The sequence below is a fragment of the Azonexus sp. GW821-FHT04F04 genome, from assembly GCF_059420025.1.
In genome coordinates this window covers 784,676-810,651 of the sequence record NZ_JBWKSX010000001.1, presented here as the reverse complement: position 1 = coordinate 810,651, position 25,976 = coordinate 784,676, and the positions used below count along the sequence as shown (strand labels likewise).

The 25,976-nt window shown below is 61.1% G+C and carries 24 protein-coding genes; all 24 read right to left on the bottom strand.

The annotated features are described in order from the left end of the window. Positions 1 to 83: 83 nt before the first annotated feature. Positions 84 to 1,265 (bottom strand): cell division protein FtsZ, encoded by a 1,182-nt coding sequence (gene ftsZ, locus AC07TV_RS03935; RefSeq protein WP_494647096.1) that lies wholly within the window; start codon positions 1,263 to 1,265, stop codon positions 84 to 86. Between the two features lie 35 nt (positions 1,266 to 1,300). After that, positions 1,301 to 2,530, bottom strand: coding sequence for a cell division protein FtsA (gene ftsA, locus AC07TV_RS03930; RefSeq protein ID WP_494647095.1), 1,230 nt, complete (start codon positions 2,528 to 2,530; stop codon positions 1,301 to 1,303). Positions 2,531 to 2,534: 4 nt separating this feature from the next. Next, on the bottom strand, positions 2,535 to 3,275 hold the full coding sequence (locus AC07TV_RS03925; RefSeq protein ID WP_494647094.1) for a cell division protein FtsQ/DivIB: 741 nt from the start codon (positions 3,273 to 3,275) through the stop codon (positions 2,535 to 2,537). A gap of 8 nt (positions 3,276 to 3,283) precedes the next feature. After that, positions 3,284 to 4,189 (bottom strand): D-alanine--D-alanine ligase, encoded by a 906-nt coding sequence (locus AC07TV_RS03920; protein ID WP_494647093.1) that lies wholly within the window; start codon positions 4,187 to 4,189, stop codon positions 3,284 to 3,286. 57 nt (positions 4,190 to 4,246) lie between these two features. Next, positions 4,247 to 5,638 (bottom strand): UDP-N-acetylmuramate--L-alanine ligase, encoded by a 1,392-nt coding sequence (gene murC, locus AC07TV_RS03915; protein ID WP_494647092.1) that lies wholly within the window; start codon positions 5,636 to 5,638, stop codon positions 4,247 to 4,249. Beyond that, the gene (gene murG / locus AC07TV_RS03910; protein WP_494647091.1) at positions 5,639 to 6,697 is read right to left on the bottom strand and encodes an undecaprenyldiphospho-muramoylpentapeptide beta-N-acetylglucosaminyltransferase; all 1,059 of its coding nucleotides are present in this window, start codon (positions 6,695 to 6,697) and stop codon (positions 5,639 to 5,641) included. After that, entirely contained in the window at positions 6,694 to 7,857 is a 1,164-nt protein-coding gene (ftsW, locus tag AC07TV_RS03905; RefSeq protein WP_494647090.1) for a putative lipid II flippase FtsW, read from the bottom strand. The genes murG and ftsW overlap by 4 nt, the downstream gene beginning before the upstream one ends. Continuing rightward, the gene (gene murD / locus AC07TV_RS03900) at positions 7,854 to 9,206 is read right to left on the bottom strand and encodes a UDP-N-acetylmuramoyl-L-alanine--D-glutamate ligase (RefSeq protein ID WP_494647089.1); all 1,353 of its coding nucleotides are present in this window, start codon (positions 9,204 to 9,206) and stop codon (positions 7,854 to 7,856) included. The genes ftsW and murD overlap by 4 nt, the downstream gene beginning before the upstream one ends. Next, positions 9,206 to 10,309: a phospho-N-acetylmuramoyl-pentapeptide-transferase gene (gene mraY, locus AC07TV_RS03895; RefSeq protein ID WP_494647088.1), complete on the bottom strand. Its 1,104-nt coding sequence runs from the start codon at positions 10,307 to 10,309 to the stop codon at positions 9,206 to 9,208. The genes murD and mraY overlap by 1 nt, the downstream gene beginning before the upstream one ends. Further along, complete coding sequence (locus AC07TV_RS03890; protein ID WP_494647087.1) at positions 10,309 to 11,679, bottom strand: UDP-N-acetylmuramoyl-tripeptide--D-alanyl-D-alanine ligase; 1,371 nt, start codon at positions 11,677 to 11,679, stop codon at positions 10,309 to 10,311. The genes mraY and AC07TV_RS03890 overlap by 1 nt, the downstream gene beginning before the upstream one ends. Next, entirely contained in the window at positions 11,676 to 13,163 is a 1,488-nt protein-coding gene (locus AC07TV_RS03885) for a UDP-N-acetylmuramoyl-L-alanyl-D-glutamate--2,6-diaminopimelate ligase (protein WP_494647086.1), read from the bottom strand. Before AC07TV_RS03885 ends, AC07TV_RS03890 begins: the two co-directional genes overlap by 4 nt. Next, positions 13,160 to 14,908, bottom strand: a complete 1,749-nt coding sequence (locus AC07TV_RS03880; RefSeq protein ID WP_494647085.1) for a peptidoglycan D,D-transpeptidase FtsI family protein — start codon at positions 14,906 to 14,908, stop codon at positions 13,160 to 13,162. Before AC07TV_RS03880 ends, AC07TV_RS03885 begins: the two co-directional genes overlap by 4 nt. Then, positions 14,908 to 15,168 carry a cell division protein FtsL gene (gene ftsL, locus AC07TV_RS03875; protein WP_494647084.1) on the bottom strand — a complete coding sequence of 87 codons (261 nt, stop codon included), beginning with the start codon at positions 15,166 to 15,168 and terminating at the stop codon, positions 14,908 to 14,910. Before ftsL ends, AC07TV_RS03880 begins: the two co-directional genes overlap by 1 nt. Next, positions 15,168 to 16,094: a 16S rRNA (cytosine(1402)-N(4))-methyltransferase RsmH gene (gene rsmH, locus AC07TV_RS03870; RefSeq protein WP_494647083.1), complete on the bottom strand. Its 927-nt coding sequence runs from the start codon at positions 16,092 to 16,094 to the stop codon at positions 15,168 to 15,170. The genes ftsL and rsmH overlap by 1 nt, the downstream gene beginning before the upstream one ends. Further along, a complete protein-coding gene (gene mraZ / locus AC07TV_RS03865; RefSeq protein WP_494647376.1) occupies positions 16,091 to 16,537 on the bottom strand; it encodes a division/cell wall cluster transcriptional repressor MraZ in 447 nt (148 codons plus the stop codon). Before mraZ ends, rsmH begins: the two co-directional genes overlap by 4 nt. 306 nt (positions 16,538 to 16,843) lie before the next feature. Next, on the bottom strand, positions 16,844 to 18,739 hold the full coding sequence (locus AC07TV_RS03860; protein WP_494647082.1) for a diguanylate cyclase: 1,896 nt from the start codon (positions 18,737 to 18,739) through the stop codon (positions 16,844 to 16,846). A gap of 146 nt (positions 18,740 to 18,885) precedes the next feature. Continuing rightward, complete coding sequence (locus AC07TV_RS03855; protein ID WP_494647081.1) at positions 18,886 to 19,590, bottom strand: DsbC family protein; 705 nt, start codon at positions 19,588 to 19,590, stop codon at positions 18,886 to 18,888. A gap of 9 nt (positions 19,591 to 19,599) precedes the next feature. Beyond that, positions 19,600 to 20,763 carry a UbiH/UbiF family hydroxylase gene (locus AC07TV_RS03850; RefSeq protein WP_494647080.1) on the bottom strand — a complete coding sequence of 388 codons (1,164 nt, stop codon included), beginning with the start codon at positions 20,761 to 20,763 and terminating at the stop codon, positions 19,600 to 19,602. A gap of 40 nt (positions 20,764 to 20,803) precedes the next feature. Beyond that, a complete protein-coding gene (locus AC07TV_RS03845) occupies positions 20,804 to 21,091 on the bottom strand; it encodes a hypothetical protein (RefSeq protein ID WP_494647079.1) in 288 nt (95 codons plus the stop codon). Positions 21,092 to 21,224: 133 nt separating this feature from the next. Continuing rightward, on the bottom strand, positions 21,225 to 21,527 hold the full coding sequence (locus tag AC07TV_RS03840) for an HU family DNA-binding protein (RefSeq protein ID WP_494647078.1): 303 nt from the start codon (positions 21,525 to 21,527) through the stop codon (positions 21,225 to 21,227). Between the two features lie 224 nt (positions 21,528 to 21,751). Then, on the bottom strand, positions 21,752 to 22,399 hold the full coding sequence (locus AC07TV_RS03835) for a NapC/NirT family cytochrome c (RefSeq protein ID WP_494647375.1): 648 nt from the start codon (positions 22,397 to 22,399) through the stop codon (positions 21,752 to 21,754). Further along, positions 22,399 to 22,842, bottom strand: a complete 444-nt coding sequence (locus AC07TV_RS03830; RefSeq protein ID WP_494647077.1) for a nitrate reductase cytochrome c-type subunit — start codon at positions 22,840 to 22,842, stop codon at positions 22,399 to 22,401. The genes AC07TV_RS03835 and AC07TV_RS03830 overlap by 1 nt, the downstream gene beginning before the upstream one ends. 103 nt (positions 22,843 to 22,945) lie before the next feature. Next, positions 22,946 to 25,459: a nitrate reductase catalytic subunit NapA gene (napA, locus tag AC07TV_RS03825; RefSeq protein WP_494647076.1), complete on the bottom strand. Its 2,514-nt coding sequence runs from the start codon at positions 25,457 to 25,459 to the stop codon at positions 22,946 to 22,948. Further along, complete coding sequence (locus tag AC07TV_RS03820) at positions 25,456 to 25,716, bottom strand: chaperone NapD (protein ID WP_494647075.1); 261 nt, start codon at positions 25,714 to 25,716, stop codon at positions 25,456 to 25,458. Before AC07TV_RS03820 ends, napA begins: the two co-directional genes overlap by 4 nt. Positions 25,717 to 25,976 lie beyond the last annotated feature (260 nt).

The following is a 25,976-nucleotide window of genomic DNA, read 5'->3' as shown; positions in this document are numbered from 1 at the left end:
GCTAAGTGCTTGAATGATTGGGGAAGGTGACGGATTGTAACACAAGCCGTCACCACCCTTTTTCAGAGAGAGTTTTTGTTACATCAATCCGCCTGCTTGCGCAGGAAAGCCGGAATGTCGTAACGATCGACACCGCTGTTGGCCAGCGCCTCGACGGTCACGTTGCGCTTGCGGACGACAGCCGGGACATCAGCCATCTGGTTGTAGTCGATGGCCGGGCCATTGGAGAAAGCGACGGCATCGCTGGTGCCGGTAGCCTGCACGAGAACCGGCTGGGTGAACACTTCCGGCTGGCGAACACGGGCGGCGGCAACCTGGCCAAGGCCGGTGGCGACGACGGTGACGCGCAGGGCATCGCCCATCAGTTCGTCATAGACTGCGCCGAAAATGATGTGGGCGTCTTCGGCCGCAAAAGCCTTGACGGTGTTCATCACTTCGTTGACTTCCTTCATCTTGAGGCCGCCCTTGGCTGCCGTGATGTTGACCAGCACGCCCCGGGCGCCGGACAGGTTGATGCCTTCGAGCAGCGGCGAGGCAACGGCCTGCTCGGCGGCGATGCGGGCGCGATCGACGCCAGCGGCTGCGGAGGAGCCCATCATGGCGCGGCCCATTTCGCCCATGACGGTGCGGACGTCTTCGAAGTCGACGTTGACCAGACCCGGGTAGGTAATGATTTCGGCGATACCGCCAACGGCATTTTTCAGCACATCGTCAGCAGCGCGGAAGCAATCGTCGACATCGGCGTCGTCGCCCATGACTTCCATGAGCTTGTCGTTGAGGATGACGATCAGCGAATCGACATGCTTGGAGAATTCAGCGATGCCGGCTTCGGCCGACTTCATGCGCTTGTTGCCTTCGAAGCTGAACGGCTTGGTGACCACGCCGACGGTCAGGATGCCCATTTCGCGGGCGATTTCGGCGACGACCGGGGCGGCGCCAGTACCCGTGCCACCGCCCATGCCGGCGGTGATGAAGGCCATGTGCGCACCTTCCAGCGAAGCGCGAATTTCTTCGCGGTGCGCATCGGCAGCTGCCTGACCGGCTTCCGGCTTGGCACCGGCACCGAGACCGGTCTTGCCGAGCGACAGCTTGCTCGATGCAGCATTGCGGCTCAGGGCCTGGGCATCGGTGTTGGCGGCGATGAATTCAACGCCGCTGACGCCTTCGCGAATCATGTGCTCAATGGCGTTGCCACCCGCACCACCTACGCCGAATACCTTGATGATCGTACCGGCTTCTTCGTCTTTCTCGATGATCTCAAACATGACTACCTCCTCTGAAAAATCGTTTCAACAACAAATCAAAAATTCTTGGCAAACCACGACTTCATGCCGTCAAAGACGTCCTTGAAGCCCTGCTTTTCCTGGATCTTCTGGCCGCGCTTGCGCTGCGCCTGGGCTTCGAGCAGCAGACCGAAAGCTGTCGAGAAGCGAGGGCTCTGCACGACGTCGGCCAGGCTGCCGGTATATTTCGGGTTGCCGAGGCGAACCGGCATGTGGAAGATTTCTTCGCCCAGCTCGACCATGCCCGGCATGACACTGGCGCCACCGGTCAGGACGATGCCGGAAGACAGGACCTCCTCGAAACCGGCCCGACGCAGCTCGTTCTGGATCAGCTCATAGAGCTCTTCAACACGCGGCTGGATAACGTCGGCCAGAGCGCGGCGGCTCAGCTTGCGGCTGGGGCGGTCATCGACACCGGCAACTTCCATGTTCTCGGCAGCATCAGCCAGTTGGGACAGGGCGCAGCCGTACTTGCACTTGATATCTTCGGCTTCGCGGGTCGGCGTGCGCAGGGCCATGGCGATGTCGTTGGTGACCTGATCGCCGGCGATGGGAATGACCGAGGTGTGACGGATGGCGCCCTGCGTCCACACGGCGATGTCGGTCGTGCCGCCACCGATGTCGATGAGGCAGACGCCAAGATCCTTTTCATCCTCGGAGAGCACGGCGTAGCTCGAGGCCAGCGGTTGCAGCACAAGGTCATTCACCTCCAGACCACAGCGGCGCACGCACTTGACGATGTTCTGGGCCGCCGAGACGGCACCGGTCACGATATGCGTCTTCACTTCGAGACGCATGCCGCTCATGCCGATCGGCTCGCGGATACCGTCCTGGCCGTCGATGACGAATTCCTGGGTGAGGATGTGGAGGATTTCCTGATCCGCCGGGATGGGCATCGCCTTGGCCGTTTCGATAACGCGCTCGACGTCGGTCTGGGTAACTTCCTTGTCCTTGATCGCCACCATGCCGTTTGAGTTGAAGCTCTTGATGTGGCTGCCGGCAATACCCGTGTAAACGTTGGTCACCTTGCAGTCGGCCATCAACTCGACTTCCTGAACGACTCGGCTGATGGTGTGCACGGTGTCCTCGATGTTCACCACGACGCCCTTCTTGAGGCCGCGCGAATCCTGCGAGCCCATGCCGATCACGTTGAGACGGCCTTCCTGGTTGATCTCGGCGACCAGCGCGACGATCTTCGACGTCCCGATGTCCAGACCGACGACCAGATCCTTGTTGTCCCTGCTCATATGCTTACTTTCCCTTCCCCTCGCCCGCCACTCGCATGGCGAAACCATTCGGATACCGCAAATCCACGACCGCCGGCCGGACCGCCTGTCTGGCGACCGTTTCCGGATAAATTTCCAAAAAGCGCTGCAGGCGTACACCGACCGGCGCCTTCGGCTGCTCCCGTCCGATGTCCACCAACATGCCGTTCTGCAACTTGAGCTGCCAGGCGAGGCGCGGCGACAGCGTGACCTGCACCGGCTTTTCGCCGACTGTCGCAAAGGAGCCGACAAACTCGCTGTAATGCTTCAAAACATCCTGCGCCGTACCCAGCGGCCCGAAGAGCAAGGGCAGCCCGCTCGCCTCGGCGTCCGGCAGCGCGGCGGCAAAAACCTCGCCGTAGCTGTTGACCAGTTCGCTGCGCCCCTCGCCCCAGCGTGCTACCGGCTTGTGTTCCTCGATCCTGATTTCCAGACGATCGGGCCACTGGCGACGCACATCGACCTTGCGCACCCAGGGCAGCCTCTCGAGAGAACCGCGCACCTGTTCCAGATTCAGGCTGAAGAAATTGCCTTTCAGCGACCCCGGCAAAACCTGCTCCACCTCTCCCCGCTTCGTGTGCGGCAGCGGCTCGGCAAACACCACATGCTTGACCGGCAGCGACGGCACGCGCACCAGCCAGACCGCGCCGGCAGCCAGCAACGCTGCGGCAGCGACCAGCATGAGCAGGTCGGCGATGGCGTTGAGCAGGTGCGGTTTGTTCCACATTCATTGGCTCAGTCGTTGGTGGCGAGTTCGAGGACACGGCGGACCAGCGTCGGGTAATCCATGCCATTGACGCGGGCGGCCATCGGCACCAGCGAATGGTCGGTCATGCCGGGCGCGGTATTCACTTCGAGGAAGTAATGCTTGCCGTCCTCGTCCATCAGGAAATCGACGCGGCCCCAGCCGCGGCCGCCGAGGACACGAAAGGCTTCAAGCGCGCCCTTGCGGATTTCCATTTCCTTGGCTTCCGGCAGGCCGCACGGGCACAGATACTTGGTGTCGTCGCGGTTGTACTTGGCTTCGTAGTCGTACCACTCGGTGGCCGGCTCGATCTTGATGATCGGCATGGCTTCGTCGCCGATGATGCCGACCGTGTATTCGCCGCCCATGACACCCTTTTCGGCGATGACCAGCGGGTCGTGGCGGGCGGCTTCTGCGTAGGCGGCCTTGAGCGCGCCGCGCTGCTTGACCTTGGTCACGCCAATCGACGAGCCTTCGCGGGCCGGCTTGACGAAGAGCGGCAGGCCGAGTTCTTCCTCGATATCGCCGAAATCAGAATCAGCCGTGAGCAGGGCGTATTCGGGAATGGCCAGGCCGGCTGCCTGCCACATCAGCTTGGTGCGGAACTTGTCCATGGCCAGCGCCGAGGCGAGTACGCCGGAGCCGGTGTAGGGAATGTGCATGACTTCCAGCGCGCCCTGGATCGTGCCGTCTTCGCCGTGGCGGCCGTGCAGCGCGATGAAGGCGCGGTCGTAGCCCTTGAGCGCGTCGAGCGGCTGCGAGGCCGGGTCGAAGGCGTGGGCGTCGATGCCCTGCCCTTGCAGCGCGGCGAGTACGCGCGAACCGCTGTTCAACGAAACTTCGCGCTCAGCGGAGGTACCACCAAAGAGGACGGCGACTTTGCCGAAATCAGACATGCTTTGCTCCAGACTGCATTTCAATTTTGGGCATTTTTTCGGGTTGACCGTGGAAGTTCATACCTGACCTGCCACTTTCCCGGGAACGGCGCCAATCGAGCCGGCGCCCATGCACAGCACCACGTCGCCATCGCGGGCGACATCCATGATCGTTTGCGGCATGGCCGCGATGTCTTCAACGAAAACCGGCTCGACCTTGCCGCCGACACGCAGGGCGCGGGCCAGCGAACGGCCGTCGGCAGCGACGATGGGCGCTTCGCCGGCGGCGTAGATTTCAGCCAGCAACAGCGCATCGACCGTGCTCAGCACCTTGACGAAATCCTCGAAGCAATCGCGTGTCCGCGTGTAGCGGTGCGGCTGGAAAGCCAGCACGAGACGGCGACCAGGGAAGGCGCCACGGGCGGCGGCCAGCGTCGCGGCCATTTCGACCGGGTGATGGCCGTAGTCGTCGACCAGGGTAAAGCTGCCACCAGCCGGCAAGGCGACTTCGCCGTAACGCTGGAAGCGACGGCCGACGCCCTTGAACTCGGCCAGCGCCTTGACGATGGCGGCGTCGGAAACCTGCACTTCGGTGGCCACGGCAATGGCTGCCAGGGCGTTGAGCACGTTGTGCAGGCCCGGCGTGTTGAGCGTGATGTCGAGGCGCGTCGTCGTACCATTGACGCGAACGCAGGTAAAACGCATCTGTCCGTCGGCGGCGACGACATTCTCGGCGTAGAAATTGTTCTCCGGCGACAGGCCGTAGGTGATGATCTGCTTCGGCACGCGCGGCATGATGTCGCGCACATTGGCATCGTCACCGCAAAGCACTGCCACGCCGTAGAAAGGCAGGCGATTGAGAAACTCGACGAAGGCCGACTTCAGACGCTCGAAGTCATGGCCGTAGGTTTCCATGTGGTCGGCGTCGATATTGGTGACGACCGAAATGACCGGCGACAGGAAGAGGAAGGAGGCATCCGACTCGTCGGCCTCGGCGACGAGGAAGTCGCCGCTGCCAAGGCGGGCATTGGCCCCGGCCGCATTGAGGCGACCGCCGATGACGAAGGTCGGATCAATGCCGCCCTCGGCCAGGATGCTGGCGACCAGGCTGGTGGTGGTGGTCTTGCCATGGGTGCCGGCGATGGCGATGCCGTGCTTGAGACGCATCAGTTCGGCCAGCATCTGGGCGCGCGGCACGACCGGAATCTTTTTCTCGCGGGCGGCGACGACTTCCGGGTTGTCGGCCTTGACAGCAGTCGAAGTGACGACAGCATCGGCCCCGGCGATGTTTTCGGCGGCGTGGCCGATCATGACCTTGATGCCTTCGCCTTCCAGACGACGCGTCGTGGCGCTGGCCGCGATGTCCGAGCCACTGACCGTGTAGTCGAGATTGGCCAGCACTTCGGCAATGCCGCTCATGCCCGAACCGCCGACGCCGACGAAGTGGATGTGTTTGACTTTATGTTTCATTTATTTCGCGCTCTCTGCACAAATAGTCGCCACTTCTTCGGTGGCATCGGGCTTGGCCAGACTGCGGGCCTTTTCAGCCATTTCCAGCAGTTGACCGCGGGAATAGTTGCGGATCAGCGCAATCGACTCGGGCGTCAGTTCGGTTTGCGGCAACAGGAAGGCGCCGCCGACATTGACCAGGAACTTGGCGTTGCCGGTCTGGTGGTCATCGACCGCATGCGGGAAAGGCACCAGGATGCTGGCCACGCCGGTCGCTGCCAGTTCGGCCACGGTCAGCGCGCCGGCCCGGCAGATGACCAGATCGGCCCATTCATAGGCGCCGGCCATGTCTTCGATGAAGGAAACGCAATGGGCCTGGACGCCGACTGCAGCGTAATTGGCCTTGAGCGCCTCGATATGCTTTTCGCCGGCCTGATGGACAATCTGCGGCTGCTCGGATTCGGCGAGCAGAGCCATGCCCTTGGGCACCATCTCGTTGAGCGCCTGGGCGCCGAGGCTGCCGCCGATAACGAGAACGCGCAAGGCGCCGGTGCGCTCGGCAAAGCGCTCGGCCGGCGGGGCGATCTTGGCGATTTCCGGACGTACCGGGTTGCCGGCCCAGACACCCTTTTTCAGGACATCCGGGAAGCCGGTCACGATGCGGTCGGCGACACCGGCCAGCACGCGGTTGGCCAGCCCGGCGACGGAATTCTGTTCATGAATGACTAGCGGCTTGCCGAGCAGGGAAGCCATCATGCCGCCCGGGAAGGTGATGTAGCCGCCCATGCCGAGCACGACATCGGGCTGCACCTGGCGAATGGCCTGGCGCGCCTGCCAAAATCCCTTGAGCAGATTGAGTGGCAGCAACAGTTTGCGCAGAACACCCTTGCCGCGCAGGGCGGCAAACTTGAGATTGACCATCTCGAAGCCGTGCTGCGGCACGAGTTTGGCTTCCATCCCGTCCGGATTACCCAGCCAGACAACCCGCCAGCCGGCATCGCGCATCTTGTGGGCGACAGCCAACGCCGGGAAGATGTGGCCACCAGTGCCGCCGGCCATGATCATGATGGTCTTGCTCATAGCTTGCCACCTCTCATGAGCTGCCGATTCTCCCAGTCGACACGCAGAAGGATCGCCAAGGCCACGCAGTTGGCGAAAACGCCCGAACCGCCGAAGCTCATGAGCGGCAGGGTCAGGCCCTTGGTCGGCAGCAGCCCCATGTTGACGCCCATGTTGATGAAGGACTGGACGCCGAACCAGATGCCCATGCCCATGGCGACGAGTGCCGGGTAGAGGCGGTCGAGCTGGACGCACTGGCGGCCGATGGCGAAAGCACGCTGAACGAGCAGCGCGAACAGAGCAATGATCGCGACGACGCCGAAGAAGCCCAGCTCTTCGGCGATCACGGCGAGCAGGAAGTCGGTGTGGGCTTCCGGCAGGTAGAACAGTTTTTCGACGCTGGCACCGAGGCCGACGCCGAACAGTTCGCCGCGGCCAAAGGCAATCAGCGAATGCGACAGCTGGTAGCCCCGGCCATAGGCGTCGGCCCACGGGTCCATGAAGCCGAACACCCGGTCGCGCCGGTAGGGTGAGACGATGATCATGATCGCGAAAGCGATGAGCAGGCCGACAATCAGCAGCGCGAACAGCCGCGCCTTGAGGCCGCCGAGGAAGAGGATGCCCATGGCGATCGAGATGATCACCACGAAGGCGCCGAAGTCCGGCTCCTTGAGCAGCAGCATGCCGACGATGGCCATGGCGCCGAACATCGGCAGGAAGGCCTGCTTGAGGTCATGCATGACGTTGATCTTGCGTACCGTATAGTCGGCGGCATAGAGCACGGCAAACAGCTTCATCAGCTCGGACGGCTGCAGGTTGGCGAAGCCGAGCGACAGCCAGCGGCGGGCACCATTGACGTCGCGGCCGATGCCGGGGATCAGCACCAGCGCCAGCAGGGCGACGCCGATCATGAACAGGTAGGGCGCATTTTTCTGCCACAGCGACAGCGGCACCTGGAAAGTGACGGCGGCGGCAACCAGGCCGATGCACAGGAAGACGCCGTGGCGCACCAGGTAGTAGGCCGGCTGATGGCCGGTGAAACGGCCGCCTTCGGCGATGGCAATCGAGGCCGAATAGACCATGACCAAGCCGGAAAAGAGCAGGATCAAGACGCTCCACAGCAAGGCGTAGTCGATCTCGGCGACTTGCCGACGCGGCGAGTCGAGGGCGCCGATCATCATGACGACAACCCCTTGACCGCATCAATGAAGGCCTGGGCGCGATGGGCGTAATTCTTGTACATGTCGAGGCTGGCACAGGCTGGCGAGAGCAGGACGCAATCGCCGGCTTGAGTGTGGCCAGCAAGCCAGCGAACAGCAGCTTCCATGTCGCCCAGGATGCGGGTCGGCACGCCGCTACCTTCGAGGGCCATGCCGATAGCGGCGGCATCGCGGCCGATCAGGGCGACGGCACGGCCGTGTTTCTTGAGCGCGGGCTTCAATGGCGAGAAATCCTGACCTTTGCCGTCGCCGCCGAGGACGATGGCGACCTTGCGGCCCATGCCTTCGATGGCAGCGAGCGTCGCGCCGACGTTGGTGCCCTTGGAATCGTCAACGTAGAGCACGCCGTCGATTTCAGCGACGGTTTCGACGCGATGCGGCAATCCGGCGAACGACTTGAGCGGTTCGATCAGGCCGGCCGGGGCGACGCCAATGGCTTCGCACAGGGCCAGCGCGGCCATGATGTTGGCGGCATTGTGCAGGCCGGACAGTTTGAGGTCGGCCAGCGCCACGAGCTTTTCCTTGCCGCGATGGATTGCCCCATCGGCAAACCCGTAATCGACGCCGCGCGGCGCGGCGTTCAGGCCGAAGGTCACCATCGTCCGGCCGCAACGGCCGTTGGCCATCGACCAGTCGTCGTCACGGTTGAGGACCATGACGCCCTTGCCCTGGAAGACGCGCGACTTGGCAGCGGCGTAGTTGGCCAGGCTGCCGTCGTAGCGGTCGAGGTGATCTTCCGAGACGTTGAGCACCGTGGCGGCGGCGGCGTTCAGATGATGCGTCGTTTCGAGCTGGAAGCTCGACAGTTCAACGACCCAGACCTGCGGCAAAGAACCGGCATCCTGCGCATCCATCAAGGCATCGAGGGCTGACGGCGAGATGTTGCCGCAGGCGATGGCCGGCACGCCGGCGCCGTTGAGCAGATGGGCGGTCAGCGCCGTCGTGGTGGTCTTGCCGTTGCTGCCGGTGATGGCGATGATCTTCGAGCCCGGTACCTGCTCGCGCACGCCGGCGGCGAACAATTCGATTTCTGACACAATTTTCCGGTCGACCATGGCAATCACCGGCGTCGCCTTGGCGACGCCTGGCGACAGGGCGACGAGGTCGGCGCTGGCAAACGGTGCTTCGGTAAACGGTCCGGCAATCAGCTCGGCGCCCGGCGCGACGCGCTGCAGGGCATCGATGTTCGGTGGGTTGTCGCGCGAATCGGCGACACGGACCAACGCGCCCTGACGATGCAGCCACTTGGCCATCGCCAGTCCGGACTCACCGAGTCCGACAACCAGAACGCGTTTGCCCTTGAGTTCCATCAGCGCAACTTCAACGAAGACAGCCCGACCAGCACGAGCATGATGGTGATGATCCAGAAGCGGACGACGACCTGCGTCTCCTTCCAGCCCGATTGTTCGAAGTGGTGGTGCAGCGGCGCCATGCGCAGGATGCGGCGGCCCTCGCCGAACTTTTTCTTGGTGTATTTGAAGTAGCTGACCTGCAGCATGACCGACAAGGTTTCGACGACGAAGACGCCGCCCATGATGAGCAGCACGATTTCCTGGCGCAGGATGACGGCGACGGTACCGAGTGCGGCGCCAAGCGACAGCGCGCCAACGTCGCCCATGAAGACTTCGGCCGGATAGGCGTTGAACCACAAAAACCCGAGCCCGGCCCCGGCGATGGCGCCGAGCAGGATGCACAGCTCGCCCGCCCCCGGCACGTAGGGGATGAGCAGGTATTTGGAGAGCCCTGCGTGACCGGTGACGTAGGCGAAGATGGCGAAGGCGCCGGCGATCATGACGGTCGGCATGATCGCCAGGCCGTCGAGGCCATCAGTCAGATTGACCGCGTTGCTGGTGCCGACGATGACGAAGTAGGTCAGCGTGATGAAACCGACGATGCCGAGCGGATAGGCGATGGTCTTGAAGAAGGGCACGATCAGTTCGGTCTGGGCGCCGGAGGTTGCCGAAAATGCCAGGAAGAGCGCAGCGCCCAGACCAAGGACGGATTGCCAAAGGTACTTCCAGCCGGCCGACAGTCCCTTCGGGTCGCGATAGACCACCTTCTTCCAGTCGTCGTACCAGCCGACGATGCCGAAGCCGAGGGTGACAATCAGCACCGTCCACACGTACTTGTTGCTCAGGTCGCCCCACAACAGCGTCGTGATGCCGATCGAGATCAGGATCAGGACGCCGCCCATGGTCGGCGTGCCGGATTTGACCAGGTGGGTTTGCGGCCCGTCGTTGCGCACCGCCTGGCCGATCTTCTTGGCGGCCAGCCAGCGGATGACGCCGGGGCCGGCGGCAAACGAGATGAGCAACGCAGTCATCGTCGCCAGCACGGTACGCAGCGTGATGTAGTTGAAGACGTTGAAGAAACGAACGTCCTGGGCGAGCCATTGGGCAAGAGCCAGCAGCATCAGTTTTTCTCCTCGGCGGCGGCCGGCGCGGCCAGCGCATCGACCACACGTTCCATTTTCATAAAGCGCGAGCCCTTGACCAGCACCGTGGTTTCCGGGCCCAGTTCCTTGTCGACCGCAGCAATGAGCTTTTCGATGTTGCAGAAATGCCGGGCGCCTTCGCCGAAGTTGCGGACAGCCAGTTGCGAGGCATCGCCCAGCGCAAACAGGCGGTCGATGCCCTGGCTCTTGGCGTAGCCGCCGATCTCGTCGTGGTACTGGCCGCTGGCTTCGCCGATTTCGCCCATGTCGCCGAGCACGAACAGCTTGCGGCCAACGGTGGCGGCGAGCACATCGATGCCGGCACGGACCGAATCCGGATTGGCGTTGTAGGTATCGTCGAGCAGTTCGGCGCCCTTGTTGCCGGCCCGCCGCTGCAGGCGGCCCTTCACCCCCGAAAAGGCATCCAGACCTGCGGCCACGGCGGCCATCGGCACGCCGGCCGCGAGGCAGGCCGCGGCAGCGGCGACGGCATTGCGGGCGTTGTGACGGCCGGGGATATGCAGCGTGATCGCCGCGTCGCCTTCGGCGGCCGTCAGCTCGATGGCGATTTCCAGACCATGCTGATGAACCACACCGCGCACATCGGCGGCATGGTCGATGCCAAAAGTACGCACGGCATGCGGGCCGGCCATGCCGCGCCAGAATTCGGCATAACTGTCGTCGGCATTGATCACGGCGACGCCATTCGGTCGCAGACCGCCAAAGATGCTGCCCTTTTCGCGCGCCACTTCGTCCATGTCGCCCATGCCTTCGAGGTGGGCGCGCTGGGCGTTGGTGACAATGGCCACGGTTGGCGCACCAATCGGCGCCAGGTAGGCAATTTCACCGGGGTGATTCATGCCCATTTCGATAACGGCAGCCCGATGCGAGAGGCGCAGGCCAAGCAGGGTCAGCGGCAGGCCGATGTCGTTGTTGAGGTTGCCGCGCGTAGACAGCACAGCGGCACCGAATTCGGCCTTGAGAATGGCGGCGATCATTTCCTTGGTCGTCGTCTTGCCGTTCGAGCCGGTGACGGCGATGACCGGCAGCGTGAATTGAGCGCGCCAGGCAGCGGCAAAACGGCCGAGGGCGAGACGGGTGTCATCGACGACGACCGCGGAAACGCCAGCCGGCACCTTGCTTTCATTGGAGACGAGCAGGGCAACGGCACCGGCCGCCACGGCCTGATCGAGAAAATCATGGGCGTCGAAACGTTCGCCGCTCAGGGCGATGAACAGCTGGCCTTCGGCGACAGTACGGGTGTCGGAAGACACGCCGGTGACGTCGACATCGCGACCGATCAAACGGCCATGGGTCGCCTCGGCGACTTGTGAGAGCAGCCACTTCATGCCGCTACCTCCTTCGATTGGGGACGGCGCAAGGCCAGCGCTGCAGCGGCCTGTTCGACATCGGAAAAGTGATGGCGGACGCCGGAAACTTCCTGGTAGGTTTCATGACCCTTGCCGGCGAGCAGGACGACGTCGCTGGCCTCGGCTTCAAGGATGGCGCGCTGGATGGCGACAGCGCGGTCGGCCTCCACTGCGGACTGCTTCATGCCGGCGACGATGCCGGCAATGATGGCCAACGGCTGCTCGCTGCGCGGATTGTCGCTGGTGACCAGCACGCGGTCGGCCAGGCGCTCGGCCACTTCACCCATCAGCGGGCGCTTGCCGGGATCGCGGTCACCGCCGCAACCGAAAACGACGGACAGCTTGCCGCCGCGCGATGTCGCCACGGGACGCAGGGCAGCCAGGGCATTTTCCAGGGCATCCGGCGTATGCGAATAATCGATGACCACCAGCGGCTCGCCATTGCCGCCGACGCGTTCCATGCGGCCCGGCGGTGGCGTCAGTTCGGACAGGCGACGCGCCACTTCGGAGGCCTGCACGCCGGCGTCGTGCAGCACGGCAGCGATGGCGAGCAGGTTGGAGATGTTGTAGCGACCGACCAGAACGGTTTCGACGGTGGCCCGGCCATTCGGCAGGACCAGGCTGAAGCGCTGGCCGAACGGGGTGTCGACCAGGTTTTCGGCACGCACCAGCGCCGGAAAATCGCGCCGCTGTTCGCCGATGGCGTAGCCGAGGATGCGCATGGCCGTCGTTTCGCGCGATAGCAGGCGGCCGAATTCGTCGTCCAGATTGACGATTGCCGTGCGCAGGCGCGGCCAGTGGAAGAGCTTTTTCTTGGCCTCGGCGTAGGCATCCATCGTGCCGTGGTAGTCGAGGTGATCGCGCGTCATGTTGGTAAACACGGCGACATCGACGCGGGCGCCATTCATCCGCCCCTCTTCGATGCCGATCGAGCTGGCTTCGAGCGCGCAGGCCGCCGCACCATCGGCCCGGAAACGGGCCAGATAGCGCATCAGGGTTGTCGCCTCGGGCGTCGTGAAACCGGTTTCGGTCAGCGCCTCGGGGAAGCCGGCGCCGAGCGTGCCGATGATGGCACAGGGTTTCGGGTAGGCATGGGCCAGGCACTGGCTGATCGTCGTCTTGCCGTTGGTGCCGGTGATGGCGATCAGCGACAGCCCCTCGCTCGGGTGACCATAGACGGCGTGGGCGAGCGGGCCGGCCAGCGGACGCAAGGCATCGACCGACAGGTTTGCCACGGTCAACGGGAAATTTTGCTCAAAATTGAAATCGCCGCCCGGCTGCCAGAACACGGCGACGGCACCGCGCGCCAGCGCATCGGCGATGTAGCGGCGACCATCGGCCAGATCGCCCGGATAGGCCAGGAACAGATCGCCCGGCTGGACCTGACGGCTGTCGTCGGCAACACCGGTCGGCACGACGCCCATCGCTTCGAGGCGGTCGAGAAGTTCGCGCGGCGTGCTCACAATTTGCCCTTTCCGCTCGAAGCATCGGCCACCTGGATCGGCGCATCCGGCGGCACGCCAAGCGTACGCAGCGCCCCGCCGACGATCTGCGAGAAAGCCGGGCCGGCCACGTCGCCACCGTAATGGGCGCCCCCGGTCGGCTCGTCGATCATCACCGCGACGACCAGACGCGGATCGCTGATCGGCGCGATGCCGACGAAGGAAGCGACATATTTGCGGGCATAAACACCGCCCTCGATCTTGTAGGCCGTTCCTGTCTTGCCACCGACCCGATAGCCGGCGACGCGCGCCTTGGGTGCCGTGCCTTCGGGCTGGACGGCCATTTCGAGCATGATCCGCAACTCCTTCATGGTCTGCGGCGAAAAGACGCGGACGCCATGCGGTGGCGCGTCGTCGATCTTGGTCAGCGACAACGGCATCAGCTCGCCGTCATGGGCAAAGACCGTGTAGGAGCGGGCCAGCTGGACCAGGCTGACAGCAATGCCGTGGCCGTAAGACATCGTCGCCTGCTCGATCGGCCGCCAGTTCTTCCACGGCCGCAGGCGACCATTGACCTCGCCCGGAAAACCGAGGTTCGGCATCTGGCCGAAGCCGACGCTATCAAACATGTCCCACATTTCCTTGGGCGAAAAGCCGAGCGCGATCTTGGTGGTCCCGACATTCGACGATTTCTGGATGACCTGGGCCACCGTCAGCGCACCGTGCGGGTGGGCATCGGAAATGGTTGCACTGCCGATGGTCAGACGACCGGGCGCGCAGTTGATCACCGTATCGAAGCGAACCTTGCCCTTTTCGAGTGCCAGTGCCGCCGTAAACGGCTTCATCACCGACCCCGGCTCGAAAGTGTCGGTAATCGCGCGATTGCGCAATTGCGCCCCGGACAGGCGCTCTCGATTATTCGGGTTATAGGTCGGCCAATTGGCCAGAGCCAGAATTTCGCCAGTCCGCGCATCGATGACGATGGCGCCGCCAGCCTTGGCGTTGTTGGCCTCGACCGCTGCCTTGAGCTGACTGAAGGCGAGGTACTGAATCTTCGAATCGAGCGCCAGGCGGACATCCTTGCCATCCTGTGGCGGCTTGGTCGCGCCGACATCCTCGACGATATTACCGCGCCGGTCACGAATCACGGTACGGCTACCGGGGCGGCCAAGCAGGCTGTTCTGGAAAGCCAGTTCGACGCCTTCCAGACCCTTGTCGTCCACGCCGGTAAAACCGACGATGTGGGCCGTCATGTCGCCGGTCGGGTAAAAGCGGCGGTATTCCTTTTCCTGATGCACGCCGGGAAATTTCTGGGCGCCAATGCGATCGGCGGTCTCCGGCGAGACCTGACGCTTGACGAAGGTAAAGGTCTTTTCCGAAGCAATCTTGCCGTCGAGCTCGCGCACATTCATGTCGAGCATGCCGGCCAACTGGCGCTTCTGTTCGCCATTCATCGTCCGCGCATCGGCCGGAATGGCCCAGATCGTCTTCATCGGCGTCGATACGGCCAGCATGTCGCCATTGCGGTCGACGATCTTGCCGCGCGAGGCGGAAATCTCGATGTCGCGCAGATAGCGCGAATCACCCTTCTGCTGAAGGAAGTCGTTATTGATGACTTGCAGATAGAAGCCGCGGACCACCAGCGACAGGAAGGCGACCATCAGCAGCAGGCCAACAGTACGCGAACGCCAGCCCTGCAAGGCCAGTTGCAACACCGGGCTTTCGGTAAAACGATGACCGCGTTGCGGGCGACGACGCACAACCATCAGCGCGCCCCCTTGTTGGTAACCGTGGAATCCGGCGTCACCATGTGCAGACGATCACGGGCAATCTTCTCGATACGCGGATGATTCGCCCACGTAGACATTTCCAGCTGCAACTGACCATATTCGACATCCAGCTGACGCGCCCGCTCCTGCTCCGCTTCGAGCGCCTGGAACAGCTTGCGCGCCCGGTGCTGGGAGGTAACGACGCCCAACGCGCAAAAGACGACGATCATGAGAAGGATCACATTGAACCGCAGCATTACAGCTTCTCGGCTACCCGCATCACGGCACTGCGCGCCCGCGGATTGGCGGCAATTTCCGCAGAGGAAGGCTTCACTGGCTTGCCAAGCAGGCGTAGCTTCGGCTTCGGCAACTGGTCCGCACGCAGCGGCAAGCCTTTCGGCAAATCATCGGCAACCGACTCGTTGCGCATGAAGTTCTTGACGATGCGGTCTTCCAGCGAGTGAAAACAGATCACCACCAGCCGGCCACCCGGCTTCAGCAAGCCGAGCGCCTGCGGCAATGCTATCTCCAGCTGGCGGAGTTCTTGATTGATATGAATCCGTAAAGCTTGAAAGCTGCGCGTCGCCGGGTCCTGCCCTGGCTCACGGGTGCGCACGGTCTCGCGTACGAGGGCCGCGAACTGACCTGTTGTGACAATAGGTTGTTCGACCCGAGCAGCCACAACCTTCTTTGCAATCTGGAAAGCAAACCGTTCTTCGCCATAATTTCTAATGACCTCCGTGATGTCTCTTATCTCGGCCCGCGCCAGCCACTCGGCCGCCGTCTCGCCCTGCGTCGTATCCATACGCATGTCGAGCGGCGCGTCGTAGCGAAAGCTGAAGCCGCGCTCCCCGTCGTCGATTTGCGGCGACGACACCCCTACATCAAACAAAACCCCATCAACACCACTTACACCAGCCTCGTCCGCCGCCTCGGCCAGTTCGCCGAAAGCACGGTGCACGAGCAAAAACCGGGAATCATCAATGGCCGCCCCCGCCGCAATAGCCTGCGGGTCACGGTCAACAGCCACGAGGCGGCCTTTTTCATTCAGCTCGGAAAGAATTCGGCGGCTATGGCCGCCACGCCCGAAGGTGGCATCAACGTAGATACCGTCGGGCTTGATCGCCAGCGCATCCACCGCCTCCTCGAGCAGTACCGTCACATGGGCGGCACTGCGGGTCACAGGACAAGATCCCCGAAGCCCGGCGGCAGATCGCCGGACAACGCTTCAGCAGCCAGATCGTTCTGCTGCCTCCAGCCGGCCTCGCTCCAGATCTCGAAATGCGTCCCCATACCAACCAGATAGACAGTCTTCTCGAACTTGGCGTACTCACGCAGCTCCGGCGCCACCAGAATGCGGCCGGCCGAATCCAGCTCCTCGGTGCGGGCATTACCCACCAGCACGCGCTTGATCGATGCCGAACGCGGATCAAGGCTCGACGCCCTGAGTATCTGCTCGCGGATCGGCTGCCAGGCCGGCGACGGGTAAAGCAGCAAGCAGCGATGTGGATGCGCCGTCAGAACCAGCGCACCCTCACTGGCGGCGAGCAGGGACTCACGGTGCCTTGCCGGTATGGCAAGCCGTCCCTTCGCATCCAGATTTAGTGCTGCCGCGCCCTCGAACATCCCTCGCCTCGCTCCCCGTTTACCCACTTTTCAACACGTTTTCCCACTTTAGAACAACAACACTGCTCAGTCAAGCGAGAAATTGGGATTTTTTCTTACACAACAAGGACTTACGGAAGTTTGCCGAGACGGATTTTGAAAAAAATTATCCTTAAAAATCAATGCAAGAACATTGACAGTTAAAGTGACTTATCAGGAGTTGAGGCAAATCAAAAACATTCCGGGCGGCGCATGCCGACGTGGTAAAAAGTGGAATGTGCGCGGCGAAGAAACTACCGATCCGGCACTAGGCCGGCCGCTGGCGAATCAGGCGGAAAAAACCGAAATCCGGTTTCGACCTTCGTGCTTGGCGCGATAGAGCGCCTGATCGGCACAGCGAGTCAGATCATCAGGCGTCTTGCCATGTTCGGGGTAGGAAGCCACCCCAAGGGAAATGGTAAAAGTAATGTGGAAGTTGCCGAGGGCGATGGACAACTCCTCAATCGCTTTCCGCCAGGCCTCAGCACGCTGCATGGCGGTTTCCAGTGGCATGTTGGGCAACAGAATGAGAAACTCTTCGCCGCCATAGCGACAAGCCACGTCCTCCGTCCGGATATCGGCCAGCAAGGTCGTTGCCAGCATACGCAAGGCCTCGTCACCCACCTGATGCCCGTAGGTGTCGTTGACCCGCTTGAAATAGTCGATATCAAGCATGACCAGCGACAGCGGATTTCCCTCCCGGCGCGCCCGGGAAACTTCGCGTTCCAGCGTTTCATCAAGGTAACGCCGGTTGTACAGCCCGGTCAGGCTGTCACGTACCGCCAGTTCCTGGAGCGCCACCTGCAAGCGACCGATTTCCTCGATCCGCGCATGCAACTGCCGATTCGTTTCCCGCAACGCCAGCTCCGCCGCCTTGCGTTCGCTGACATTGCGCGTTATCCCGAGAATCGTATGCGCGACACCATCGGCATCCAGCAGATAGCTCGACACCACTTCCGTCGAAATAACCTCGCCATCCTTGCAAACCTGCTCCAACTCGGCGACGACAACATTCGCCGTTTTGTCACCGGCGGCGATTCGGCGCAGGCGCTGGTCGATATCCCGAGCCAGTCGTGAGGCCGACTCCGGGGTCAGGCGGGCATCTATCGACTGACCGACTACCTCCTCGGGCAGATAGCCACTCATGTCGGTTATCGAGGGACTAACGTAGGTATAACGCCGCGACCGAATATCGAGTGTCCATATGACGTCATGGCTATTTTCGGCCAACATGCGATAGCGAGCCTCGCTCTCCGCCAACTTGCCGGCAATCGCTTCTTCCTCGTTTTCCGCACGGAGCAAACGAATCAGAACCAGCGACAGGGACAAAAAAAGCAACAGTGCCGACACAGCGGCAACCCACAGCATCTGGTGCCATTCAGCCAGATAATCGTCGACCGCCAGACCACCTTCAACATACAGGGGATAGTCTGCAATGCGCTGAAATGCGTAAACACGCTCCACTCCGTCAAGCATCGCCGGCAAACGCATCGTGCCTAGCTTTTCTCCGGACTCGATTCGTCGGTACAGTGGATTACTCTCCGGCGCCAGGTTCACCTGACCGGGAACGACTGGCCGCTGCAAAATCTGCCGACCATCGTCGGCCCGCCAAATGCCAACAACCCCCTTTCCACCAACATTGATCGTCTCGAATATTTTCGCCAGAACATCGAGATCAAGTGGAGCCGCCACCAACCCGAGCAAATCGCCCTGCGCGTCGCGCACCGGCTGGATAACGAACAGGTACGAACGACCGGACAACTTGTCCACAACCACTTCAGAAAAATACAGGGCATTGCCGGATAGCTCTGCCGGCACGCCGAAATAGCCCCGATCAATCCCCCCATGGGAATGTACCGCGAAGCCGGAAGCGTAGAGGAGATTGCCCGACGCATCCATGACCCGGAAACCGCTCACCTCAGGAAATTGCCCGGAAAATAGCTCCAGTTCATTTACCACGGTTTCCCGAAAACGCCCAACGGCAACAGTCCTGAATGCATCCCGGGGCAGCGAAGCAGCCAGGTGCTCCAGGTTGCCCTGAAGGCGGCGCATCGTCGCCGCCAGGCGCGCCTCGAGCAAAGAGGTAACGCCAAGAGCCGCGGAGGGCGCTTTCCGCTCCGCTTCGCGCCGCCCTTCGTTCAGCAAAAAAGCCAGCAACAGGGCGACACCGAGCCAGGTGAACACAAAAAACATCACCAACCGAACACGCGGTCCGAACGCGCGGCCAATCATTTGTCCGGAGGAAGTTATACCCATTCGGGAATCATGCCTTCCGAATACGCCAATCACAATAGGCGCCGAAAGGGCGCCCGAATCTCAACGCCCTCCGGCTACTTTGTCTGACTGAGCTTCTGCTCGATTCTGGCCAGCGGTATTGCCCCGGGAACCCGCTCGCCATCAGCAAAGAACATGGTCGGCGTGCCGGTAATATTCAACTTGCGGCCAAATTCCTGATTTTTGGTGACCGCAGCGGTATCGCAATCTTCACGACCTGCAGGCGCCTTGCCGTCAACCATCCAGTCGTTCCATGCTTTGGCACGGTCGCCGGAACACCAGATTTGCTTGGACTTGCGTACAGAATCCTCGGAGAGGATCGGCAACAGAAATGTATAGATGGTGACGTTATCGAGCTTCAGCAATTCCTTGGCAAGGCGTTTGCAATAGCCACAGTTGGGGTCCTCGAAGGTTGCCAATACGCGCTTGCCGTCCCCGCGCACTTGCTTGATGGCGCGATCAAGCGGCAAATCGCTGAACTTGATTGCCGTCAGCTTTTTCATGCGTTCGTCGGTGACGTTTTTCATCGTTTTTGCGTCGATCAACTGACCACTGACCACGATGGCCGACATTTTTTCATCGGTATAGAAAATATTGCCGTCGGCGTAGACTTCATACAGCCCCATGTAACCGGACTTGGTAACGCTCTCCACCTTGGTGCCGAGTTTGGCTTCCATCATCTTCCGGATATCCGCCTCATCGGCCGCAACATTCAGACTGAACACCATCGCCAAGGCCATCGGCAGCAATTTTTTCAACATGCAATTCTCCTAAAGGGCGCCGAGAGCATACCGCACCAAGGCATTTTTTATTAACGGCAGGCCATTGGCCAGATTCAGCCCAAGATTGCGCAACGGACGCAAGCCTGGCGGCGACTCCTTGAACAAACGACGCAAACTATCCGTCGTTGTCTGCATCAACACGGTTTCCTCGCGCCGAGCCCGCTGATAACGTTGCAGGAAGCGCTCCTGACCAATATCGTGCCACGGTTGTGTTGCGGCCAGTTGACTGGCAAGCGTCATGGCGTCCTGAAAACCAAGATTAATGCCGTGACCGGACAGAGGATGAATACCATGCGCCGCATCACCAACCAGAGCCAGCCGTGGCGCGACAGTTTGCGGAACGCGCATCAAGCGCAAGGGAAAAGCCACCGGCGCCGTGAGCAGGTCGAGCTTGCCCAGCACCCGCCCACCGGCTTCGGCAACTCTCTCGCAAAGCAGTTCAGGAGGCAGCGAACCGAGTTCATCTGCATGCTCGTCAGGGGTCGACCACACGATCGAAATGCGGTTCTCCGGCAACGGAAGGTAGGCCAGCACGCCATCATCACGAAACCACTGAAATGCCGTGTTGTTGTGCCGTTTTTCAGTGGAGAAATTGGCGACAAGGCCTTTTTCGCCGTATGGCGTGTTAACGGCATCAAGCCCGGCAGTCTGCCGCACCCAGGAATCACGACCATCCGCCCCAACCAGGAGACGGGCCGACAGCACGGTACCATCGGACAAATGAAGGACAGCGGCGTCGTGGCGTAACTCCAGGCCATCCGGCCGGGCCGGACAAAAGAGCGTCAGGTTGCCTTGGCGTTTGGCGGCCTCCCAGAACTCGCACGCCATCTGCGACGATTCGAGAATCCAGCCCAATTCAGAAACGCCCGTCTCAAACGCGGAAAAATCCAACCGCCCAGCACCATCGCCATGGATTTGCATGGCACGGATCGGCGCCATTCTTGACGCATCCAGGTGGCGCCATGCCCCGATTGATTCAAGGAACGAGACGTTGGCCGGACTGATGGCGTAAATACGCGAATCCCAGCCATCGGGAAGATGCGGGGGATTGTTTTCGACGAGGGCGATACGCAAGCGCGTGTCGCGCAAGGCCAACGCCAGGCTGGCGCCGGCCAGCCCTCCGCCAACGATGATCAGATCAAACTGCTGCATGACGGCGATTATGCCGCTTCAGAAGAATGAAACAAGCAGATCAGGCGGGAGTGCCACCGCCACCGCCTGTTTGCGGCTTGTTCTGGCGCGGTCGGCGATTATTGTTGGTACGCGGGCGATGTTTCTTTTGTTGTTGACCAACACCGCCACCGGTGCCGGCATTGCCGCCCGGCTTGCCATGCTGCATGTTGCCGCGGCCGGGATTGCCGCCAAGCGGCTCATTTCCGGAAACACGGTTACCCGGAGCTAGCTGAATTTCCAGCTCGATGATTTCGTCCCACTGCTCGTCGGTTCGATCACGCTCGGGGATCGAAAGGAGGTCACGCAAGCGGCGACGCGTATCAGGCGGCGGGGCTACCGTAACGGGAGCTTCGGGGGGATTTTCTGGATTCGGATTGTTCATTGCAACTTAAAAAAAGCGGAGCCCGTCGAAGACGACCCCCGCATTCCATAACACTGGATTACTTCTTTTTGGCAGCCGCGGTCTTCTTGGCTGCGACCGAGGCCTTGAAAGCCGTACCAGCAGTAAATTTCGGAACCGTGGTAGCGGGAATTTTCAGCGTAGCGCCGGTTTTGGGATTCTTGCCGGTGCGCGCTGCGCGCTTGGCGGACTTGAAAGTGCCGAAGCCGACGAGTGTAACAGACTCCCCCTTGGTCACGGTCTTTACCACCGCGCCGATGATGGCCGACAGCGCCTTGTCGGCAGCGGCCTTGGTTATACCAGCTTCTTTTGCAGCAACTTCGACCAGCTCGGATTTATTCATCTAAGTGCCTCCTAGTTACCTATCAATGTTTAAGAAAACTGGCCGTCGGAACGGCAGCACGACAAAAGTAGCATACCTTTTTGAATAAGTGTTGCCCTGAGAGCGCCTATTTGCAGGCGATTGCGTGAATATTTGTAATTTTCATACGCATGGACGCCCTTTCAGGCAAAAAACAACAAACCCGGCGCTCGGCCGGGTTTGCCTTGATGCCATCAGCAAAGGGATTATTTGGCTGCGGGCTTCTCTTCTTCCTTGGCTGCATCAGCCGGTTTTTCACCGTGCGTGATGGCCACTGCACCGTCGTTTTGCTTGCCAATATGCTGGTCGATTGCCGGCAACTGGTGAGCAATACCCTTGTGGCAGTCGATACAGGTCTTACCTTCGGTGAAGGCTTGCGGATGCTGCTTGGCAGCCCGGTTGCCCTGCTCGGTGTAATCCATGTAGTCGTAACGATGGCAGTTGCGGCACTCCTGCGAGTCGTTCGCCTTCATGCGCTTCCATTCGTTCTGGGCAAGCTGGGCGCGCTTGGCATTGAATTTCTCAGGCGTATCGATCGTTCCGAGAATCTTGTGCAGCACTTCGTTGGAAGCCTGGATCTTGCGGATCATCTTCGGGCCCCATTCCTTTGGCACGTGACAATCAGGACAGGTGGCGCGGACCCCGGTGCGGTTCGTGTAGTGCACCGTGTTCTGGTACTCGCGGAAGACGTTTTCCTCCATCTCGTGGCAGGAGATACAGAACGACTCCTTGTTGGTCGCCTCGAGAGCCCAGTTGAAGCCTCCCCAGAAAACGATACCGGCGGCAAACAGGCCAAATACGGTGACCAGCCCGATGCGCTTGACCCATGCGGGCGTGAATTTATCCAGACTCATCATTCCCCCTTCTTGGCTGCCGGTTTATAGGTATTGGCGACGAGTGGCTTGGCGTCGAATTGTGGTACGTGGCACTGCATGCAGAAATAACGACGTGGCGAAATGTTGGATTGCTTCTTGTCTTCGCGGTCGAGATAGTGCGACTTGGCCACCTTGGTGGCGCCGGTTTCCTCGGCCCGCTCCTTCGAATGGCAATCCATGCACTTGTTGAAGTTCTGGGTGATGTTGTAACCCTTGATGCCGTGCGGGATCAGCGGCGGCTGTTTCTGGAAATTACGAGGAATCACGGCCTGCTCCTTTTCGGGCCGGAACATATCGACCTTGGCACTCCCCTCGATCGACTCGATGCCGATCTCATTCACTCGCAATTCCTGCGCGCTGACGCCGCCAACTCCCCCCAGGAGCATGCCGGCGGCCAAGGCCAGAGCAGTGATCAATCTCATATTCATTACCTCCGATGAGCGAGTGGAGACGACGCTCCATTCGCTTTTTGGCTCATTTTTCGGGTTGACCGTGGAATCAACCGTTTTTTCTCCGGGAAATCAATCAGGCCCGGGTGACCTTGACGGCGCACTTCTTGTAGTCCGTTTCTTTTGAAATCGGGCAGGTCGCATCCAGCGTCAACTTGTTTACCAGGCGACCGGCGTCGAAGAACGGGATGAAGACCAGGCCACGCGGCGGTTTGTTGCGGCCGCGCGTCTCGATGCGCAATTGGATTTCTCCGCGCCGCGACGCCACCTTGACTTCCATACCGCGCTGCAAGCCACGTGCCTTGGCGTCATCCGGGTGCATGAAGACGACCGCATCGGGGAACGCCTTGTACAGCTCAGGAACGCGGCGGGTCATCGTGCCGGTGTGCCAATGTTCGAGCACACGGCCGGTAGACAGCCACATGTCGAATTCCTTGTCCGGCGATTCGGCGGGCGGCTGGTAAGGCAGCGCAAAAATGACCGCCTTGCCGTCCTTGTGACCGTAGAACTTAACGCCCTCGCCCTTCTTGACGTACGGGTCATAACCTTCGCGGAAGCGCCACAGCGTTTCCTTGCCGCCGACGACCGGCCAACGCAGGCCGCGGGCCTGGTGGTAGGTATCGAAGGGGGCCAGATCGTGGCCGTGACCGCGACCAAAAGCGGCGTATTCCTCGAACAGCCCCTTCTGGATATAGAAACCGAGCAACTTCGAGTCTTCATTGTCGAAGCCGGCAGCAATTTCACTCAGCTTGTACTTGTTCACCACACCATTGGCGTAGAGCACGTCGAACAATGTCTTGCCCTTGAGCTTTGGTGCCTTGGCGACCAGCTCGGCCGGCCAGACTTCCTCGACCTTGAACCGCTTGGAAAACTCCATCAACTGCCAGACGTCGGAACGAGCCTCGCCCGGCGCCTTGACCTGCTGCCGCCAGAACTGGGTGCGCCGTTCGGCGTTGCCGTAGGCGCCTTCCTTCTCGACCCACATGGCGGTCGGCAGGATTAGGTCGGCCGCCATCGCCGAGACCGTCGGATACGGGTCGGAGACGACGATGAAGTTCTCCGGCCGGCGCCAGCCCGGATAAAGCTCTTCGTTGATGTTCGGCCCGGCCTGCATGTTGTTGTTGCACTGCTGCCAATAGAAATTGACCTTGCCGTCCTTGAGGGCGCGCGCCATGGCCACGGCATGCAGGCCAACCTTGTCGGGGATCGTGCCTTCCGGCAGTTGCCACAGCTCTTCGGTGTGCTTGCGATGCTCCGGATTGGTGACGACCATGTCGGCCGGCAGGCGATGCGAGAAGGTACCGACTTCGCGTGCCGTGCCACAAGCAGAGGGCTGACCGGTCAGCGAGAACGGGCTGTTGCCCGGCTCGGATATCTTGCCGGTCAGCAGATGGATGTTGTAAACGAGGTTATTAGCCCAGGTACCACGGGTGTGCTGGTTGAAGCCCATGGTCCAGAAGGAAACGATCTTGACCTTGGGATCGGCATACAGCTCAGCCAGGGCCTTGAGATCCTTCTCGGCGACGCCGGACAGCTTGGAAACTTTCTCGGCGGTGTATTCGGAAACGAATTTCTTGAACTCATCAAAGGTGATCGGATCGGACTTGCCGGTATCGCCCTTCGGTTTGCCATCAGCGCCAGGGTAACCGTTGCTCGTCGCATCCTTTTCCAGGGCGTGGGTCGGCCGCAGGCCGTAGCCGATGTCGGTGGCGCTCTTCTTGAAATTGATGTTCTTGTCGACGAAAGCCTGATTCACCTTGCCGGTCTGGATGATGTAGTTGGCGATGTAATTGAGGATCGCCAAGTCCGTCTGCGGCTTGAAGATCATCGGGATGTCGGCCAGCTCGTAGGAGCGGTGCTCGAAGGTCGACAGCACGGCAACCTTGACGCCCTTGTTCGACAACTTGCGGTCGGTGATGCGCGTCCACAGGATCGGATGCATCTCGGCCATGTTCGAACCCCACAGCACGAAGGCGTCGGCATGCTCGATGTCGTCATAGCAGCCCATCGGCTCGTCAATGCCGAAAGTGCGCATGAAGCCGGCAACGGCCGAAGCCATGCAATGGCGGGCATTGGGGTCGAGGTTATTGGTGCGGAAACCAGCCTTCATGAGCTTGGCGGCGGCGTAGCCTTCCCACACCGTCCACTGACCCGAGCCGAACATGGCCAGGCCGTTCGGCCCCTTGGCCTTGAGCGTCGCCTTGGCCTTTTCTTCCATGATGTCGAAGGCCTGCTTCCAGGAGATCGGCGCGAAGTCGCCGTTCTTGTCGTACTTGCCATCCTTCATGCGCAGCAATGGCGTCTTCAGACGATCGGCGCCATACATGATCTTCGACAGGAAATAGCCCTTGATGCAGTTCAGGCCACGGTTGACCGGCGCATCCGGGTCGCCTTGGGTAGCCACCACGCGTCCGTCCTGGGTCCCGACCAGCACCCCGCAACCCGTGCCACAGAAACGGCATGCCGCCTTGTCCCAACGAATCTCGTCCTTGCCCTGGGCCACGGCCGAACCGGGCGCGGACAAACCTGCCGCTGACATGGCCGCCGCAGCTGCGTTGGCCTTGATGAAATCGCGTCGATTGAGCTTCACGCCTGTACCTCCTCGGTATCTACTGGTTCGTCGTCGCTGTATTGATAGACCATGGCCACCGATGCGACGCCGGGCACACCATGCAGGGCTACATATTTATCTGCAGCCGAATTCGTGTCGTCATCCTCCAGAGTGACGACCACCTTTCCCTCCGGGCTCCGGGCATGAATATCCACCCCGGGCATCAGGAGCAGTGCTTCGCATGCCTCGTAAAGGCGTTCCGGAGCAATGTACAAAATGGCGCTGGAAATGTTCATCCGGCCGACCTCCTCAAGCTTCGGCAGCCCAATGCCGCCACAGAAAGCACTGTTCCCGATACAGCCGAGTATTTAATTGATGTGCATCAATTTCATTCAGTCGGAGGGTCGCGACTAGTTCCAATGGCGGGCGCAAACTAGTACTTTTTAGCTAATCGCCAACCTGCCGACAAGAATAGCCGCCACCTATCGCCAATATTTGATCAATCAATTGGCCCGATCAACCTAGCGCCCCTAATATGGCGTTGTGTTCAATTTCC

Bases quoted from the DNA above. Each gene is read 5' to 3' on its own strand.
- AC07TV_RS03890 (WP_494647087.1), bottom strand. From the start codon at position 11,679: ATGAAGTGGCTGCTCTCACAAGTCGCCGAGGCGACCCATGGCCGTTTG.
- AC07TV_RS03880 (WP_494647085.1), bottom strand. From the start codon at position 14,908: ATGGTTGTGCGTCGTCGCCCGCAACGCGGTCATCGTTTTACCGAAAGC.
- mraZ (WP_494647376.1), bottom strand. From the start codon at position 16,537: ATGTTCGAGGGCGCGGCAGCACTAAATCTGGATGCGAAGGGACGGCTT.
- ftsW (WP_494647090.1), bottom strand. From the start codon at position 7,857: ATGATGATCGGCGCCCTCGACTCGCCGCGTCGGCAAGTCGCCGAGATC.
- mraY (WP_494647088.1), bottom strand. From the start codon at position 10,309: ATGCTGCTGGCTCTTGCCCAATGGCTCGCCCAGGACGTTCGTTTCTTC.
- AC07TV_RS03850 (WP_494647080.1), bottom strand. From the start codon at position 20,763: ATGCAGCAGTTTGATCTGATCATCGTTGGCGGAGGGCTGGCCGGCGCC.
- ftsL (WP_494647084.1), bottom strand. From the start codon at position 15,168: ATGCTGCGGTTCAATGTGATCCTTCTCATGATCGTCGTCTTTTGCGCG.
- ftsZ (WP_494647096.1), bottom strand. From the start codon at position 1,265: ATGTTTGAGATCATCGAGAAAGACGAAGAAGCCGGTACGATCATCAAG.
- AC07TV_RS03840 (WP_494647078.1), bottom strand. From the start codon at position 21,527: ATGAATAAATCCGAGCTGGTCGAAGTTGCTGCAAAAGAAGCTGGTATA.
- AC07TV_RS03925 (WP_494647094.1), bottom strand. From the start codon at position 3,275: ATGTGGAACAAACCGCACCTGCTCAACGCCATCGCCGACCTGCTCATG.
- ftsA (WP_494647095.1), bottom strand. From the start codon at position 2,530: ATGAGCAGGGACAACAAGGATCTGGTCGTCGGTCTGGACATCGGGACG.
- murC (WP_494647092.1), bottom strand. From the start codon at position 5,638: ATGAAACATAAAGTCAAACACATCCACTTCGTCGGCGTCGGCGGTTCG.
- AC07TV_RS03820 (WP_494647075.1), bottom strand. From the start codon at position 25,716: ATGAACATTTCCAGCGCCATTTTGTACATTGCTCCGGAACGCCTTTAC.
- AC07TV_RS03830 (WP_494647077.1), bottom strand. From the start codon at position 22,842: ATGAGATTGATCACTGCTCTGGCCTTGGCCGCCGGCATGCTCCTGGGG.
- AC07TV_RS03855 (WP_494647081.1), bottom strand. From the start codon at position 19,590: ATGTTGAAAAAATTGCTGCCGATGGCCTTGGCGATGGTGTTCAGTCTG.
- murG (WP_494647091.1), bottom strand. From the start codon at position 6,697: ATGAGCAAGACCATCATGATCATGGCCGGCGGCACTGGTGGCCACATC.
- murD (WP_494647089.1), bottom strand. From the start codon at position 9,206: ATGGAACTCAAGGGCAAACGCGTTCTGGTTGTCGGACTCGGTGAGTCC.
- AC07TV_RS03920 (WP_494647093.1), bottom strand. From the start codon at position 4,189: ATGTCTGATTTCGGCAAAGTCGCCGTCCTCTTTGGTGGTACCTCCGCT.
- AC07TV_RS03835 (WP_494647375.1), bottom strand. From the start codon at position 22,399: ATGAGTCTGGATAAATTCACGCCCGCATGGGTCAAGCGCATCGGGCTG.